A 15,905-nucleotide genomic window follows, 5' to 3' on the forward strand; every position below is an offset into this window, starting at 1 on the left:
AACTATTGAGCCAATAAATGACAGCATCTGAATCACCCTATTCAATCCTGATTGTTGAAGACGAGCCTAAACTTGCCCAATTACTTATTGATTACCTTCAAGCATCAGGTTATCAAACTCATTGGTTAGCAGATGGCGCCGAAGTGAGCCATTGTGTAAAACAGCAACATTACGATTTAATATTATTAGATCTGATGTTACCCGTTAAAGACGGCATTACTATCTGCAAAGAGTTACGTCATTTTTCCGATATTCCCATCATTATGGTCACCGCCAAAACAGAGGAAGTAGATAGATTGCTTGGGCTTGAGATTGGTGCTGATGACTATATTTGTAAACCCTATAGCCCAAGAGAAGTGGTCGCCAGAGTCAAAACCTTATTACGCCGTTTTTATCGACCACAAGATATTGTTCAAAGCGATAAGTTAGTTGTCATTGATGAACAGGCTTATCAAATCCAATATAACAATAAAATTCTCGACTTAACCACAGCTGAATTCCGCTTACTCAAAGCATTAGCCACACAACCTGGAAAAATATTAACTCGTGATCAGCTAATGGATCACCTTTATGATGATTACCGCATTGTGACGGACAGAACCATTGATAGCCATATTAAAAACTTACGACGTAAACTTGAGCAACTTAACGATCAAATTGAATTTATTCGCTCAATTTATGGTCAAGGGTATCGTTGGGAGACTCAAGCTTATCGATTTCGATGATATTTTTTCAGGAATACATTGAACCTCGCTACACTTAAGCGCTAGAATCCCCCCCTTTATGATATACCCCTACCCAATGTGTGGGGGACTGACTTGAAATCAGAACCAGGAAATTAACCATGTTTACACCCGAATTACTCTCTCCTGCTGGCTCATTAAAAAATATGCGCTATGCATTTGCTTATGGCGCAGACGCCGTTTATGCAGGTCAGCCACGTTATAGCTTACGTGTGCGTAATAATGAGTTTAACCACGAAAACCTTGCCAAAGGTATTCAAGAAGCCCATGAATTAGGTAAACGCTTCTATGTTGTGGTTAATATCGCACCCCATAATGCTAAATTAAAAACCTTTATCCGTGACTTAAAACCCGTCATTGATATGGGCCCTGATGCGCTGATTATGTCTGATCCGGGTTTGATCATGATGGTACGTGAAGCTTTCCCTGAAATGGATATTCACCTTTCAGTACAAGCCAATGCCGTTAACTGGGCAACCGTAAAATTCTGGCGTCAAATGGGATTAACACGAGTGATCCTGTCTCGTGAACTCTCTATTGATGAAATTGCTGAAATTCGTAAGCAAGTTCCTGACATGGAATTAGAAGTTTTCGTTCACGGTGCATTATGTATGGCTTACTCAGGCCGTTGCCTGCTATCTGGCTATATCAATAAGCGTGATCCGAACCAAGGTACTTGTACTAACGCTTGCCGTTGGGAATATAAAGTCGAAGAAGGTAAAGAAGACGATGTGGGTAATATCGTTGAAAAATACACGCCAATCCCAGTTAAAAACGTTGAGCCTACTTTAGGTGTTGGCGCGCCAACAGATAAAGTCTACTTAATCGAAGAAGCAAAACGTCCTGGTGAATATATGACTGCGTTCGAAGATGAACACGGTACTTATATCATGAACTCAAAAGACTTACGTGCGATTGAACACGTTGAGCAATTAACACAAATGGGTGTGCACTCTCTGAAAATTGAAGGTCGTACTAAATCCTTCTATTACTGTGCCCGTACAGCGCAAATGTATCGTCGTGCAATTGATGATGCTGTTGCAGGTAAACCATTTGATCCAACGTTGCTAACGACATTAGAAGGTTTAGCACACCGCGGTTATACAGAAGGTTTCTTACGTCGTCATACCCATGATGCGTACCAAACTTATGAATATGGTTATTCTGTCTCTGACACCCAACAATTTGTCGGTGAATTCACCGGTAAACGCGTAAACGGTTTAGCTGAAGTTGATGTTAAAAATAAATTTGTTTTAGGTGATAGCCTAGAATTAATGACACCAACTGGAAATATTCAGTTCACGTTAGGATCGTTGTTTAACAAAAAACAACAACCAACGGATGTTGCGCCGGGTAATGGTCATATGGTTTATTTGTCTGTTCCGGAAGATGTTGATTTAGATTTCGCACTGTTGATCCGCAACCTACAAGGTACAACAACACGTCAACCGCATAAGATTGATGCTGTAGAAGTGAAGTAAAGCGTCATAATCTGATTTAAAGTGGTCAATTTCAAATACAGATCACATCAATAATGATTTGTTTACCGTATCATCAGTTCCGAAAAATAAAGAACTAGAATGAATACAGTAAGACTAGGAACCACCTCCTTGGCAAATCCAATCTCCCTTGGATTTGCCTTTTCTTTTTTCATCACCGTTATCAACTCTCCTTTACGTAAACACGTTCTCTTTTTCGTTATCATTTGTAAAAAAAATAGTAATTTTCTCGATATCCATTACCTTTAAAAGAGTGATTCAATTAAAGGGACTCATCAATGAGTAAAATTAGTTTGCTGATCATTAATGGAAAAAGCGCTAACAACGGTGCATTGAGAAAAGCCGTTTACCAATTACGTAACGAAGGTTTTAACCTCCAAGTAAGAGTAACTTGGGAATCCAGTGATATACGTCGTTTTGTACAAGAAGCTATAGATATACAGGCAGAAACAGTGATTGCGGCAGGTGGTGACGGAACGATGAATAGCGTTGTTTCTGAATTAATTCATCTTTCCCCCTCATCTTTACCGACACTTGGTATTATCCCATTAGGCACAGCAAATGATTTTGCCACCAGCGCACAAATCCCTCGTGATATGGAAAATGCGCTTAATTTAGCGGTTAAAGGTCGTGCTGTTCCCATTGATGTTATCTCAGTGAACAAGACGCACTATTTTATTAATATGGCGTCAGGTGGTTTTGGAACCAAAATCACAACAGAAACCCCTGAGGCATTAAAATCAGCATTAGGAGGAGCAGCCTATTTTATTAATGGTCTTTTAAGTATCGACTCTTTAAAAGCTGATTATTGCACTATTGAAGCTGAAAATTTCCATTGGGAAGGTGAGTCTCTTATTTTAGCTATCGGTAATGGCCGTCAAGCGGGTGGCGGACAAAAATTATGCTCTGAAGCCTTAATTAATGACAATAAACTCAATATCACCATTGTTGAAGCTCACGAACTTCTCCCCTCTATTTTAAGCAGCATGTTTGATAGCAAGAAAAATGACAAGATAATTGAGCGAGAAAGTCGCTGGGTAAACATTAGTGCTTCTCATGAAATGGTGTTTAATTTAGATGGAGAACCCCTTTTAGGGAATAAATTTGAATTTATTGTGTTACCTGAAGCGATCCACTGCCGGTTACCGCCTCAATGTGACTTGTTATCTTAATGTAGATAAATGACAATCACTCTCATCTCATCATGAACTGGAGTATGTAATGACTGATATAGTAAGTTTGTTAGGTGCTGATGCAAAATCATTATTAGACCATCGTTGCCAAACCATCCCGAGCGAAAATCTCTACCTGCCAGGTTCTGACTTTGTTGATCGTGTCATGATTGATAATAATCGCCCTAATAGCGTGTTACGTTCAATGCAAACCCTGTTTAATCACGGGCGTTTAGCGGGAACGGGTTATCTGTCTATTCTACCTGTTGACCAAGGTGTTGAGCACTCAGCAGCTGCTTCTTTCGCAGCAAACCCTCTCTATTTTGATCCAAAAAATATTGTTGAGTTAGCGATTGAAGCAGGTTGTAACTGTGTTGCCTCTACTTATGGTGTTCTTGCTTCTGTTTCTCGTCGCTATGCACACAAAATTCCTTTTCTTGTGAAATTAAACCACAATGAAACCCTAAGCTACCCAGCGCAATATGACCAAACACTGTATGCCAGCGTAGAGCAAGCCTTTGAAATGGGTGCTGTTGCAGTGGGTGCGACTATTTACTTTGGTTCACAAGAAAGCCGTCGCCAAATTGAAGAAATTTCAATGGCCTTTGAACGTGCTCATGAATTGGGTATGGTCACTGTACTATGGGCCTATTTACGCAACCCAGCATTCAAAAAAGATGGCGTAGATTACCATGCAAGTGCAGATTTAACGGGTCAGGCAAACCATTTAGCGGCAACTATTGGTGCTGATATCGTTAAACAAAAAATGGCTGAAAATAACGGTGGCTTTAAAGCAATTGGTTTTGGTCATACTGATGAGCGTGTTTACACGAAACTCACTACTGAAAACCCAATTGATTTAGTTCGCTACCAATTAGCAAACTGCTATATGGGTCGCGCGGGATTAATTAACTCTGGTGGCGCTTCTGGTAATAATGATCTTGAAGATGCTGTTCGCACCGCCGTTATTAATAAACGTGCTGGCGGTATGGGTCTGATCTTAGGCCGTAAAGCGTTCAAAAAATCAATGAAAGACGGGGTTGCCCTGATTAATGCAGTACAAGATGTTTATTTGGATAAATCCGTCACTATTGCTTAATTGATAAATTTATCTGTGAAAGCCACTCAGTTCAAACTGAGTGGCTTTTATTATTCATTGCCTAACGACTAAATGTTTTTGGTTTTTGCGTTTGTGTGACCAAATGTTGATGAGCCGTACTTTCACTTTCTATTACCTTCATTGCATTTTGTCCTGCTGGTAATGCTCGCTCAACCAATAACTCTGCGTGAGACTTCGCCAAAATGGCTTGTAATTGCTGATGCTGACTACACCAAATAGCATCAACATCTTTATCACGCGTCGTATCTCGTTGATGTGTTAACGCCACCGTTCTCGCTTGAAAACGCGCCTGTTTCCCGCCTAACTCTAAGCCATAATCAGGAATTTTGGCATGAGACACAACAACTTGCCCATTATCAATCCATGAATTTACCGCATTTTCATGCACCACATAGCCTAACTCACTTAAACCAGCCAATACCGCTTCACATTGTTGTCGCATTGAGAGTTGTTGTTCATGAGTTTCAATGGCCTGTTTCAGCTTGATGATCATCATATCCAGCTGTTCAGCTGTTGCTAATGAGGCAACCGCTTCAGTATCCCGACTAAGTGTCACCATCTCTTCATCATCAAAGCTTTCAAGCTCTGCACATAAACGAGCTAGTTCTTCCATTAATTCAATACGCTTTACGCTATTACGCAAACTTTCAGCCATATTCATGATCATTGAATCTGCTAGTAAACGCTGCTTTTTGCTATCAACAAGCTTTTGCATTTCAATAAACTGATTTGCATTGTGATTGGCCTCGGCTTCATTTCCTACAAGCCGTAATTTTTCAATCATCAACTCAATTTGATGACATTGTTGTGCAAATGGGCTTTGAGGCTCATTACTTTGCCATAATTGTTGGCTATATACAGATTGCGCTTTTAATTGTGCCAATAGTTCAGTTTGAACTGGGCTAAATTGCGCTTTCTGCACTTCAATTTCACTGGCTACACGAAAAAGTAATATGCTGATTTCCTCAGCATTCATATTTTCACTACGCTCAATTTCAGTTATCAAAACACTGTCAGTCGCTAATTGTGATTTTAATTGTCTTAACAGTGCCGATGATTTTTGTTTACCCTGTTGAATATGACGTGCAAGCGCTTTTTCTTCGAGCACTTGTTCGCGTAGATTTTTCATATCCTGTCGTAACGGGGCGATAAATTGGCTTAATTTATCTGTTAGCCGACCTACTGCCCGAGCATCTAACGCTTCCAATTGAGGGTTATCTTTAACCAATGCATCAAAAGCGGAGACAATTTGGTTCACTCGTTCATCTCGATACATAAGTTGTTCAACTAATGCCTGCCATTGTTTGAATTGTTTTTTACTATTCGCTAATTGTCGGTGATAGCGAATAACATTGGTTTCTTTCATAGAAATATAATGTACTGATGAACTCATCATTCACTCACTTTTTCATTCAGTAAAGAGGCATGTTGTAAGGCTTCAAGAAGTTGTTGTTGTGCTTCTTGGCGATGGTAAAACCACTGTGTCAACGAAATGCGATAATGATAAGGCACCACTTTGCGCAAAATATCTTTTCGCCATAATTCACGCGCACAAGCTTGGGATAACCACTCGTGTTGTGGCATATCACACTCAATTCCCATTAATATTTTTCCTTGCTGTTTATCTTCAATTAAACAGTCAAAAGAGAAAATACCCGCTTGTTGTGATGGTGCAATATGGTATCCCTGAGATTGAATAAAGCGTGTTACATCAATAACAAATTGATCGTTCAGTTGATCTTGCGTTATCACATTAGCTTGAGTACGACATAAGCGCGCTAATAAGCGTTTATTTTCATCTTGCTTATTAATCTGATGGCAATGACTCGCGTAAGTTAAATAGCCTTGTAAATAATCACGCGGAATTTCAGGGTGTTTATTGGTACTTAATAAGTCAGAGATTTCATCAATCGGCATTGATGACATGATCACGACTTGTTTTTTCGCTCTGGTAATAGCGACATTTAAACGACGCTCTCCCCCTGTTTGTCCTAATACTCCAAAATTACGCCTAAAAGTGCCTTGTGCATTGCGACCAAAAGTTGTCGAAAACAAAATAACATCCCGTTCATCACCCTGCACATTTTCAACGTTTTTCACAAAAAACGACATATCTTCATCGTTATCCAAACGCGCGCTTTCTTCCGTATAAGCCTTTAAAAATTCCTCATCATAGTCATTGCGATCACGAATATGTTGATTAATTAATTGAGCTTGTTTTTGGTTAAACGTCACCACTCCCACCGAAGGCCGTTTATCGAAGGGGGTCTGCCACAATGTTGCTAAATGTTCGACGATCGCCAAAGCTTCTTTTTCATTGGTTTGATTTACATAAGTACCATTGATCGCCATAAAATGCAGAGGTTTTACTTTACTAATGGTTTTTACTGAGTGTTGAGCAGGAATATTTAGCCGATTCTCATAAAAAGCATAATTTGAGAAATTAATTAATTCTCGAAAGGCAGAGCGATAATGAATATCTAAAGTATGAATAGGCAATACGGTTCGAGCAAGATGAAGCAAATCAGGGCAATGGCAAATTTGACTGGAGTCCCATTGTTCACCGCTTTTCTCTTGTTGTTCATCTTCCTCGTTATCGTTATCTTCGTCATCTTCATTTCCATTAAATTTACCGCTGAAGAAAGATGAAGGTGGCATCTGTTTCTCATCACCACTGACGATAGCTTGTTTACCGCGATATAACGTTGGCAATGCAAATTCAATCGGCATTTGCGAGGCTTCATCATAAATAACACTATCAAAAAGCCCTGCTTTTAGGGGTAATATTTGGCTTGCCACATCCGGCGTCATCAACCAAATAGGGCGTAATCTTAACAATCCCATTTGTGTTGCTTCATCAATAAATTCGCGTAACCGTAATGCTCTAGGCCCAGCTAAGCGTGTTATTCTTTCCCAATGACGCGCACTTTCAATTTTTGATAATTCAATGTTTTCAGTTAATAATGCACGATTAATTTGCTGTAATTGCTGATAGCTATCCGTCAGTTGCTCAATATATTCCTGCAATTGTTCAACATGCGTCTTTAATACAGGATTTTTTATTTCAATGTCAGTTTTGACCGCGACATAAAACAGATAACTCAATGTTGCTTTTAAAAGCTTGATAGGATCAGAAGATGAGTTTTCATCAATCAACTGGCGTGATAATGCTAAAACTTGCCAATCATTAGGTGAAAAATGTGTCGTTCTTTCTCGAAATAACTGAAATTGGCTTAAAGAAGGCAAACTTAACGCTAATTGCTGTAATGTGGTTGTCAGCAATTCGCCTTTTTTGATCGCATCATAAAATTGTTGATAGCAGTGATCGGTAAGGGTTTCTTGTAAACCCGCTAATTTATCGAGGCTAGATTGCTGTGCTTTAGCGCGAACTATGGCATTTTCAATTTCTAAATATTGTTGCTCAAAGCCCTGTTTTTTCGCTGATTGAATCGACTCAACAATATGTTCAGGCTGAGGATATAACGCTAATATCGCAATATCATCACCACTGGCTTTAAGGTCAGTGAGTGTCGTATTTATTGTGTTTTGCCACTGTGCATTTTGTCGATTAAGCTGCTGTTCTATTCCTAATTGTTGGTAAATAGGTTGCAACTCTTGATATAACAAGCGCCATTGTTGTTCAGTGATGATAGTTTTATGCAGTGTTATATAATGTTCAATTCTGTCTTCTTTACCACTTTGTGCAATAAAGCTTTTTAACTTACTGTTTCTACTATAATAATAAGGGTTTAAGAAACGCAGAAATGAGGGCTTAATTTTATCAGCCACAGCTCTTGATAACGTTGCTAATGCTGCATTATCTAACGGAGCAAGTAAGCGGAAAATCAAAGGATCACAATCTTCATTATCAATTTGCTGTAAACGTGCCTCTAATTGCTCTAATTGAGCAATCAACTGTTCTCCTTTATTTTGCTTACCTTGTTCATTTAAAAATAACGTTAACCAACGCGATAAATTATCCCATTGTTGTTCATTGCGATTTTTTAACCACTGTTTACACTGTTCAAGTGTCGTTTCGTGAACGGTTAATTTATCAATTGTGATTTGTTGATAAGGCGAACTATATGCCATATCACGCTGCTTTTCTGCTTCAATAAATAGCATGATACGTTCATTGAACTGACGATATAACGTGCTTTCAGGCAAGAATAAAGCAACGCTATTTAATGGTGTATGTTCATAATTAATTGCATACCAATCTAAACCATATAGCGTTAAGTTATCGATAAATTGAACAAAGGTTATTTTATTATATTGAGAAAGCAGTGTGGTTAATTTATCCGAACTTGTTATCCACTTTTGCTGTGACTCTAATTCGAGTAATCCAGATAACACTTCTCGATATGAATAATCATATTGTTTATCCGTTAGATATAACGCTTTATAGTAAGCATCTAAGGTTGTTTCATAAAATTGAATTAAGTTAAGCCTTCTATCACGCTCAAAAGGCGTGTCTTGCTTTATATCTGCGATCAGTTGTCTTTTACGCTCTAATGCCAGTTGTTCTCTGATCGCTGAAATAATCTCTCGCCCTTTAGGATTTTGATGAATAATCAATACTCTATCTTGTAAGCCATTAGCAACTAATCGTTTATACACCACATCCAAAGCAGCAGGCTTTTGACAAAGCACAAGTGCCGTTTTTTGTCGCCCGATTGCATCAGCAATTAAATTAACTATTGTTTGACTTTTCCCTGTTCCCGGAGGCCCTTCTATCAATAATCCTGTCTGCTTTCTTGCAGCTTGAATAATGGTATTTTGAGAAGGATCTGCCAACGACAACAAATAGTTATCGCTCAGTGGATCTTGTGTTTCTAATGCTTGTACTGGCGTATGCACTTTCAGCATAGTAGCAAGGGCAGTACCATTGATAGGTAAATTGGCAATTTGTTGTAAATCAGCACTTATCATTTGCCCAATAAAAGAGGTGTGAAATAACACTGCAGAACAATGAATATAAGCACTGTTTTCTGGTATATCCTCAGTTAATGAAGGTAATGGACTTAATGTATGATCTGATGTGTTTAATAAAGATGAAAGTGTGAGCATCATTTCACTGACACTTAAGCCTGTTTGTGACATCAAACTATCGAGCACTTTTTGCCATTCATTAACCGCAGGAATACCGACAAAATTAGCAAGAGCAGGATTTAAACGTACCGATGCACGCTCTGTATCAAACCCAATTTGCACAGCGCCTTGAGTGCCACCCAAAATATTCATGGAAACAGGCCACAAGAAAAGCGGTGCAATACGTGGTTTTATTTTATTAGGTTGCGTATTTAGCACTACAAAAGGAAAGCCTAAATACATGCCGTTAATACCCGTATCTCTTTGGTAAGACTGAGTATTTTGTTGCAAGAGCCACAAGCGATTATTTAATTTCTCACGTTGACGTAATACTTCACCCTCTAATGAGAACAGTCTTTTCTTACGGTTAATTAAATGCTCAAGTAAGTTTGTCGCTTTTTCATTATCAAAACTGCATTCCGTTAAATCAACGCGTCCTGCATTTGGCGTTAAACGCATTCTGACTAAATTACCCCGTTGACTTGTGGAAACTAATTTTTTAGCAAAAAAATGTAATACTTCTAAAATATATTTTTGCGATTCAGGTACTTGCCATTGCTCAACAGGAATACAGAGCATCACAATAATCTGTTCAAGAGGCAACCTACGAGTTAAAAGAAAATCATCAGCCCATCTATCAATAATATCGATATTAACTCGCTTAAAATCCCCTATTCTTTCACTAAGTTGTTCAATCAGCTGATATCGAGGTGTGGCTAATAATACTTTTGCTTGTTGTTTATCAAACGTCTTAATAGCAAGATCTCTGGCTAATTTAGTAGCATTATTTACCAGTGAATCTATCGTGATATATTGCCCAATTTCTGCACTTAATAACAAAATATAGTCATTTTCATGCATATTCTTACGATCGATTAAGGCTCGTAGATTTTCATTATAAGCATCTGGGAATTCTGCACGAATAATTTCCCAGCGCGCAACTAATTGACTTAAAGAGGTGATTAATAAATAGAGTTGTAAGCTTTCTTCATTTAGTGGGATACGTTGTTGTTGTGCCCTTTCACGAACCGTACGTTGACGATAATAAAGCTGAACAAGCCAATGTGTATCATCAATAGATTGAAGTTCCGTAGCGAGAGGCTGACAAATTAATTGATAACCTAATAAGGGATGTTCTAAAAGCCATGAAGGTGTAATGATCTCACCGCGATAAATCAGTGGCATATTAGGATTTAAAATTCGCAACGCGAATGTAAAACGTAAACTTGGCTCAATATCTTGTTTTTCAACTAATGACTGCAATTGAGTAATTTGCTTGCCACTATTATCAAATTGGCTTAACCAAGTCGTGATTTCACCATGAATAAATAATTCTGTTGCTTGATCCCAATATTGTGCTTGTGCCGCCATCATCGCAAACGCATCAGGTTGATTAAATTGATGATTTTCAAATTGAAATTGATAGTATTGCTGGCTTCCATTGTGATAATTAACATCAGGTGCTTGTACCGCTAAACCTTGTAACCACGCATTAACTTCGTTCCATTGCCAACGTTGAAAACGATCGCGGCAGAGCAAGCCCCTTAAAAGTAATTGAATATTAGGTTCTAAATCATCTGGTAATTCAACACCATTGGTCATTACTTGAATTAAAAACGCATTATCATGGATATGTTTAAAACAGGCTCCTTGCGTTAATTGCTCAAGTAAAATTATCCCTAAACTCCACCAATCTGATGCTGCTGAAACACCACCCGCTAATATTTCTGGCGCACTATAACGTGAAATTTCAAGTGGGGAGACAATATCGAGATCGAATTCTGATAAACATGCTGAACCATATTCAATCACCACAATATCAAGGGGATCACGAGCGCGGATCATCAAGTTTGAGGGTTTTAAAGCACGATGACGCACACCTTGTTCCGTTAACGCTGCGATCGCCGTACCTAATTCTGAAACTAATACGTTAATTTCATCCGATTGCCAAAAATCACCTCGCTCAATAAATTGGCTTAGTGAACCACCGTTTAATCGCTCGGTAACATGCCAAGCACGGTTTTCCCATCGACCCGTTTCATAAAATACGGGTATATGGTCAGTAGAGATCAGATTTAAGACTTGATAAATAGCAGGATCAGGCTCTTCACCTTTAAGATAGAGTGTTAATACGCCTTCTTGCTCTGTTTTGATATTGATTACGTTATAGCGCTCTCTTTCGCTATTAATAGAATTGATACGTTGCTCAAGACGCCAATTACCAATCAATCTAAACGCTTCATTATCAGTAATGCTGCTATTTTCAATCTCATCAGCAGGATCAGCACCACATTCAAAACAGATAAAATCATCTTCCCCCATCAAATGCCCGTTAACGCATTTTCGTGGCTGATCATGATTAAGCTCGGAAATAATCGTAGGTGTATCAATGGATGAAGATATAGGAGGAGATGGACGCCACCCAGACTCATGAATAGGTTCAATTGTTAGATCCCATCCACAAGGCTTATTATTAACCTGTCCCGCACAGAAAATTTCGGTTAACTGGCGCTCCGTTCGGCAATGAGGACAAAAACGTATCATGGTCATCCTTTATTCCATCTCTCTTATCTTTTTATCTGTTTTAATTGTGCATCTTGTTGTGCTAATAATTCACGCAAACGAGCCATATCCCCCTTTTGAGGAATACCTGTAAGATAAATGCGTCCTTGATTATCCATTGAGAGATCAAGCACTTTATCTTCTTCGGTCACACTTCTATCAAAAGCATTAAAACGTGTACTTCCCAGTGCAGTTAAACAATGGAGTTGCTGATTATCGCTACCTCGTAACATCAAACTTTGCGTGTTTTCTACTTGATATCGACCACTCATTAACGCATCAATTAAGCCTGACATTTTAGTGAGTTGGGGTTCTATCTCATTCCAGTGATAACCACTATAAATAAAAATATCCCCCGAAAATTGCTGACGCAATGCGATTAATAGCGCATAAAGCGCCTCTGGTTGTTCAAAAGGTTCACCACCAGAAATCGTAATACCATTCGCAAATGCAAACCAAGGTTGAATTTGTTGGATAAGTGCCTCAACTGTGGTGCTTTCGGCTTTTCTTTCCCATGTATCTGGTGATAAACAGCCTTTACAACGTAAAGAGCATCCTTGAAACCAAATACCAATTCGTTTTCCTGGCCCCAATGTTGTGACTGGGAAATGGATTCGAGATAAGCTGATCTGCATTAATCTGCCTGCGGTACTAAAATAATATTGGTCATCTCAGCTATTTGAATATCCGCAATTTGATAGGCTTTTCCTACTGCTAAATCACTGTCAAAAATAGCTCTTGAAAGAGGATTAATTAAATAAACCTCTAATTGGTTACGAATACCACGACCACCATTTGATAGGTCAGATAAACAGTAGGTTTTTAACGTCGATTTAGCTGTTTCTGATATCGACAATATGAGTGATTGCTTATCAAGGCTCGATAAGATATTTGCTACCATTTGTTCAAATATTTGTTCTGCAACATCTTCTCGAATAAAATCAAAAACAATAATATTTTCACCAATACGGTTTAATAACTCAGGACGATTTAAAACCAATTTAAAATGACGTTCTATTTCACTTTTTACTTTACGGCTGACATTTTCAAACGGTTCATGAGGTAGAACATTTGCCACTCTCTCGCCATTATTATCAACGCGATAAATCCCAAGATTAGAGGTAAATATAATTAAGGCTTCAGAAAAATAAACGCGATCACCACGCCCTGACGTTAATACGCCATCATCTATAATCTGTAGGAATTTATCCATTAAATGAGGATGGGCTTTTTCTATCTCATCAAATAATACAACGCTAAAAGGCTTTTCACGAATAGCATTAGTTAATTCACCACCAGAGTTATAACCAACATAACCCGGAGGTGCGCCAATTAAACGTTGATCTGCATGTTCAGCACTAAATTCAGACATATCAAAGCGAATATAAGCACTTTCATCACCAAAAAGCAGTTGAGTGACTGTTTTTGCTAACTCAGTTTTACCCACACCTGTTGGCCCTGCTAAAAACAGTACGCCCCGTGGTCTTCCGCCTTTATTGTTACCTACTCCCGTCATTGCACGTTTAATAATATCGAGTAAGTGCGTGACGGCATGTTGTTGCCCCTTAACACGACGCTGTATAATTTGTGGTGCATTGCGAATTTTTTGTTTATCGATTTTCTGCCAAGGATCTTCAGTAATACCTACTTTGTAACGCCTTACCGCATCACTAATTCGCGTTATTTCCACTTCTTCAATACGCGCTAATTGCACTATTGCCACTAAATCTAGCAGTAGTAGCCCTTCTGTTTCATCAATAAAATCATTCAAAAGTGGCTCTTTTTCATTTTCAGCCAGTAATGAAAATCCCGCCAGTGATACCAATAAATTGGGTGCTAGAACTCTACGGATCTGGTTATCAGGCTTTGCAACAGGAATGGCTCGAATACGAGGATTATTAACGGTAAACCAATCTGGTAAATCAGTTTCTTTTTCTACGATCCAAAAAACCGTATTAAAGAAAGGCTGATTATGTTCACCTGCAGGTCTTGCTTTAGCTTGATGAGAAGTGACTAATGCTTGTGTAAACAAGCTATGTTCGGCAGGCATCAGATTATCACGATGAGAAAGTAAGCAAGAGGCAAAATCGATACATAACGCAATCGGCTGGCCTGTTATTGTTTGCCATTTTTCTAATACGCTATTTAAGCTATCAATATTACCCGATGCGCGATCGCCCGTAACGGTTAATCCTAGTTGTTGCATTAACATTGCGCCATCTTGCAAAGATTGGGTAGGATTAGCTATCCATTGAAATCCAGCTAACGGCGTATAAGTGATGATATGAACGTAACCCACTTCATACAAACTGTTATAAAGTGTCTGGTTAAAAGGCAGTGGCGTTATCATATTAGGCGCAACTTCACTGGCTTGTAAGTCACGTACATTACCAAATAACACAAACTGACTTTTCAATGGAATAAAGCGAAGTAAATCACGTAACCAACGTGGTTTTTGAAAGGCTGTATTCATATCATCCCTTATTGAAAATAAAATATATCTTACCTTAGTTCCTCAATATACAGGCTGTTTATATTGAGGACAGTGTTAATTATCTAAAGAGTATGATCATCAAATAGAAATAGAGCCATAAAGGCTCTATTTAAGATAAGTAATAGTGTAAGTAAAATTACCACCAGCGATGAAAATGGTGTACAGGGCCAAAACCTTGCCCAACTTCTAAACTGTCGGCATGTTCTAGCGCTTGCTGTAAATAGGCTTTTGCTTGTTCAACACAAATTTGCCAATTAGCGACTTGAGGACGAATAGCCGCTAAAGCGGCTGAAAGAGTACATCCTGTACCGTGGGTATTTTTTGTATTAACGCGTTTTGAAGTAAATCGCCACTCGCCATCTTGAGTAAATAACCAATCAGGGCTTTCATCTTCAGTTAAATGCCCCCCTTTCATCAACACCGCTTTGCATCCTTGTTTTAGTAATGCATAACCTTGTTGTTTCATCGTTATTTCATCTTTAGCAACCTCACAACCTAGCAGTGCTGCTGCTTCGGGTAAATTAGGCGTGATCAAATCAACCAAAGGCAAAAGCTGATTAACCATTTTATTAACGGCATCAGGCTGCAATAGCGGATCACCACTTTTAGCAATCATTACGGTATCAAGTACAACAAAAGGAATAGCATATTGCTGAAGTTTGTTACAAACCACATCAATAATCGTGGCATTAGAGAGCATACCAATTTTGGCACTATCAATTCGAACATCAGATAAGACAGCATCTAATTGAGCGGCAACAAAATCGGGGGATAAATCATAGACACGACGGACACCACAGGTATTTTGAGCAACAAGTGCTGTCATTACTGTCGTACCATAGACACCCAGTGCGGAAAATGTTTTCAGATCAGCCTGAATACCGGCACCACCACTAGGATCGGTGCCTGCGATAGACAATGCATTGAATCTCACTGATTAACTCCTCCTTTTACCAGTTACAGAAAAGTCGGGCTCTGTTAATCAGCAGAGTTACCTTGACTTCCCTACGCTGGCATTATCCAGATCAGGTTATACGGGTTCATCTCAGCCATAAGGCGCCCCGAGCCAAAGCCTGTAAATTCAGGCGATAAGGAGTATCGCATGCTCAAGATAAAGATGCTAGTTTGATAGCTAATCTCGATTTATTAACTCTCTATTTTTGAGGCTTGTTATTCAGTAATATAAATCAGCTCAGGTTGTATATAATAAATACTAAGCTGATG

9 protein-coding genes and 1 riboswitch are annotated in these 15,905 nt (G+C 38.8%); of the genes, 4 read left to right on the plus strand and 5 right to left on the minus strand.

Features of this window, described 5'->3' with window-relative positions; all coding sequences use genetic code 11:
- Positions 1-17 precede the first annotated feature (17 nt).
- The 4 genes from baeR to fbaB all read left to right on the plus strand — a co-directional run bounded on the left by baeR (position 18) and on the right by fbaB (position 4,513).
- Positions 18-725: a two-component system response regulator BaeR gene (gene baeR, locus LW139_RS12455; protein WP_109407735.1), complete on the plus strand. Its 708-nt coding sequence runs from the start codon at positions 18-20 to the stop codon at positions 723-725.
- Positions 726-844: 119 nt separating this feature from the next.
- On the plus strand, positions 845-2,224 hold the full coding sequence (yegQ, locus tag LW139_RS12460) for a tRNA 5-hydroxyuridine modification protein YegQ (protein ID WP_072068445.1): 1,380 nt from the start codon (positions 845-847) through the stop codon (positions 2,222-2,224).
- Positions 2,225-2,520: 296 nt separating this feature from the next.
- Positions 2,521-3,414 (plus strand): lipid kinase YegS, encoded by an 894-nt coding sequence (gene yegS, locus LW139_RS12465; protein WP_247850023.1) that lies wholly within the window; start codon positions 2,521-2,523, stop codon positions 3,412-3,414.
- A gap of 49 nt (positions 3,415-3,463) precedes the next feature.
- Positions 3,464-4,513, plus strand: a complete 1,050-nt coding sequence (gene fbaB, locus LW139_RS12470) for a class I fructose-bisphosphate aldolase (protein ID WP_109407737.1) — start codon at positions 3,464-3,466, stop codon at positions 4,511-4,513.
- Positions 4,514-4,574: 61 nt separating this feature from the next.
- Here fbaB and LW139_RS12475 read toward each other — a convergent pair whose 3' ends face one another.
- The 5 genes from LW139_RS12475 to thiD all read right to left on the minus strand — a co-directional run bounded on the left by LW139_RS12475 (position 4,575) and on the right by thiD (position 15,615).
- Complete coding sequence (locus LW139_RS12475) at positions 4,575-5,930, minus strand: hypothetical protein (protein WP_247850024.1); 1,356 nt, start codon at positions 5,928-5,930, stop codon at positions 4,575-4,577.
- The gene (locus LW139_RS12480; protein ID WP_247850025.1) at positions 5,927-12,175 is read right to left on the minus strand and encodes a protein kinase domain-containing protein; all 6,249 of its coding nucleotides are present in this window, start codon (positions 12,173-12,175) and stop codon (positions 5,927-5,929) included. The genes LW139_RS12475 and LW139_RS12480 overlap by 4 nt, the downstream gene beginning before the upstream one ends.
- A gap of 17 nt (positions 12,176-12,192) precedes the next feature.
- Positions 12,193-12,822, minus strand: a complete 630-nt coding sequence (locus tag LW139_RS12485; RefSeq protein WP_166540574.1) for a 4Fe-4S single cluster domain-containing protein — start codon at positions 12,820-12,822, stop codon at positions 12,193-12,195.
- Positions 12,822-14,660, minus strand: coding sequence for an AAA family ATPase (locus LW139_RS12490; RefSeq protein ID WP_227335526.1), 1,839 nt, complete (start codon positions 14,658-14,660; stop codon positions 12,822-12,824). The genes LW139_RS12485 and LW139_RS12490 overlap by 1 nt, the downstream gene beginning before the upstream one ends.
- 157 nt (positions 14,661-14,817) lie before the next feature.
- Positions 14,818-15,615 carry a bifunctional hydroxymethylpyrimidine kinase/phosphomethylpyrimidine kinase gene (thiD, locus tag LW139_RS12495; protein ID WP_166540576.1) on the minus strand — a complete coding sequence of 266 codons (798 nt, stop codon included), beginning with the start codon at positions 15,613-15,615 and terminating at the stop codon, positions 14,818-14,820.
- A 51-nt stretch (positions 15,616-15,666) separates the two neighbouring features.
- A riboswitch (TPP riboswitch) is annotated at positions 15,667-15,755 on the minus strand.
- Between the last annotated feature and the right edge of the window lie 150 nt (positions 15,756-15,905).

Origin of the sequence: Proteus vulgaris (assembly GCF_023100685.1) — a bacterium.
GTDB lineage: Bacteria > Pseudomonadota > Gammaproteobacteria > Enterobacterales > Enterobacteriaceae > Proteus.

Coding starts and splice junctions, on each gene's coding strand:
- baeR (WP_109407735.1), top strand. CDS start 18: ATGACAGCATCTGAATCACCCTATTCAATCCTGATTGTTGAAGACGAG.
- yegQ (WP_072068445.1), top strand. CDS start 845: ATGTTTACACCCGAATTACTCTCTCCTGCTGGCTCATTAAAAAATATG.
- yegS (WP_247850023.1), top strand. CDS start 2,521: ATGAGTAAAATTAGTTTGCTGATCATTAATGGAAAAAGCGCTAACAAC.
- fbaB (WP_109407737.1), top strand. CDS start 3,464: ATGACTGATATAGTAAGTTTGTTAGGTGCTGATGCAAAATCATTATTA.
- LW139_RS12475 (WP_247850024.1), bottom strand. CDS start 5,930: ATGATGAGTTCATCAGTACATTATATTTCTATGAAAGAAACCAATGTT.
- LW139_RS12480 (WP_247850025.1), bottom strand. CDS start 12,175: ATGACCATGATACGTTTTTGTCCTCATTGCCGAACGGAGCGCCAGTTA.
- LW139_RS12485 (WP_166540574.1), bottom strand. CDS start 12,822: ATGCAGATCAGCTTATCTCGAATCCATTTCCCAGTCACAACATTGGGG.
- LW139_RS12490 (WP_227335526.1), bottom strand. CDS start 14,660: ATGAATACAGCCTTTCAAAAACCACGTTGGTTACGTGATTTACTTCGC.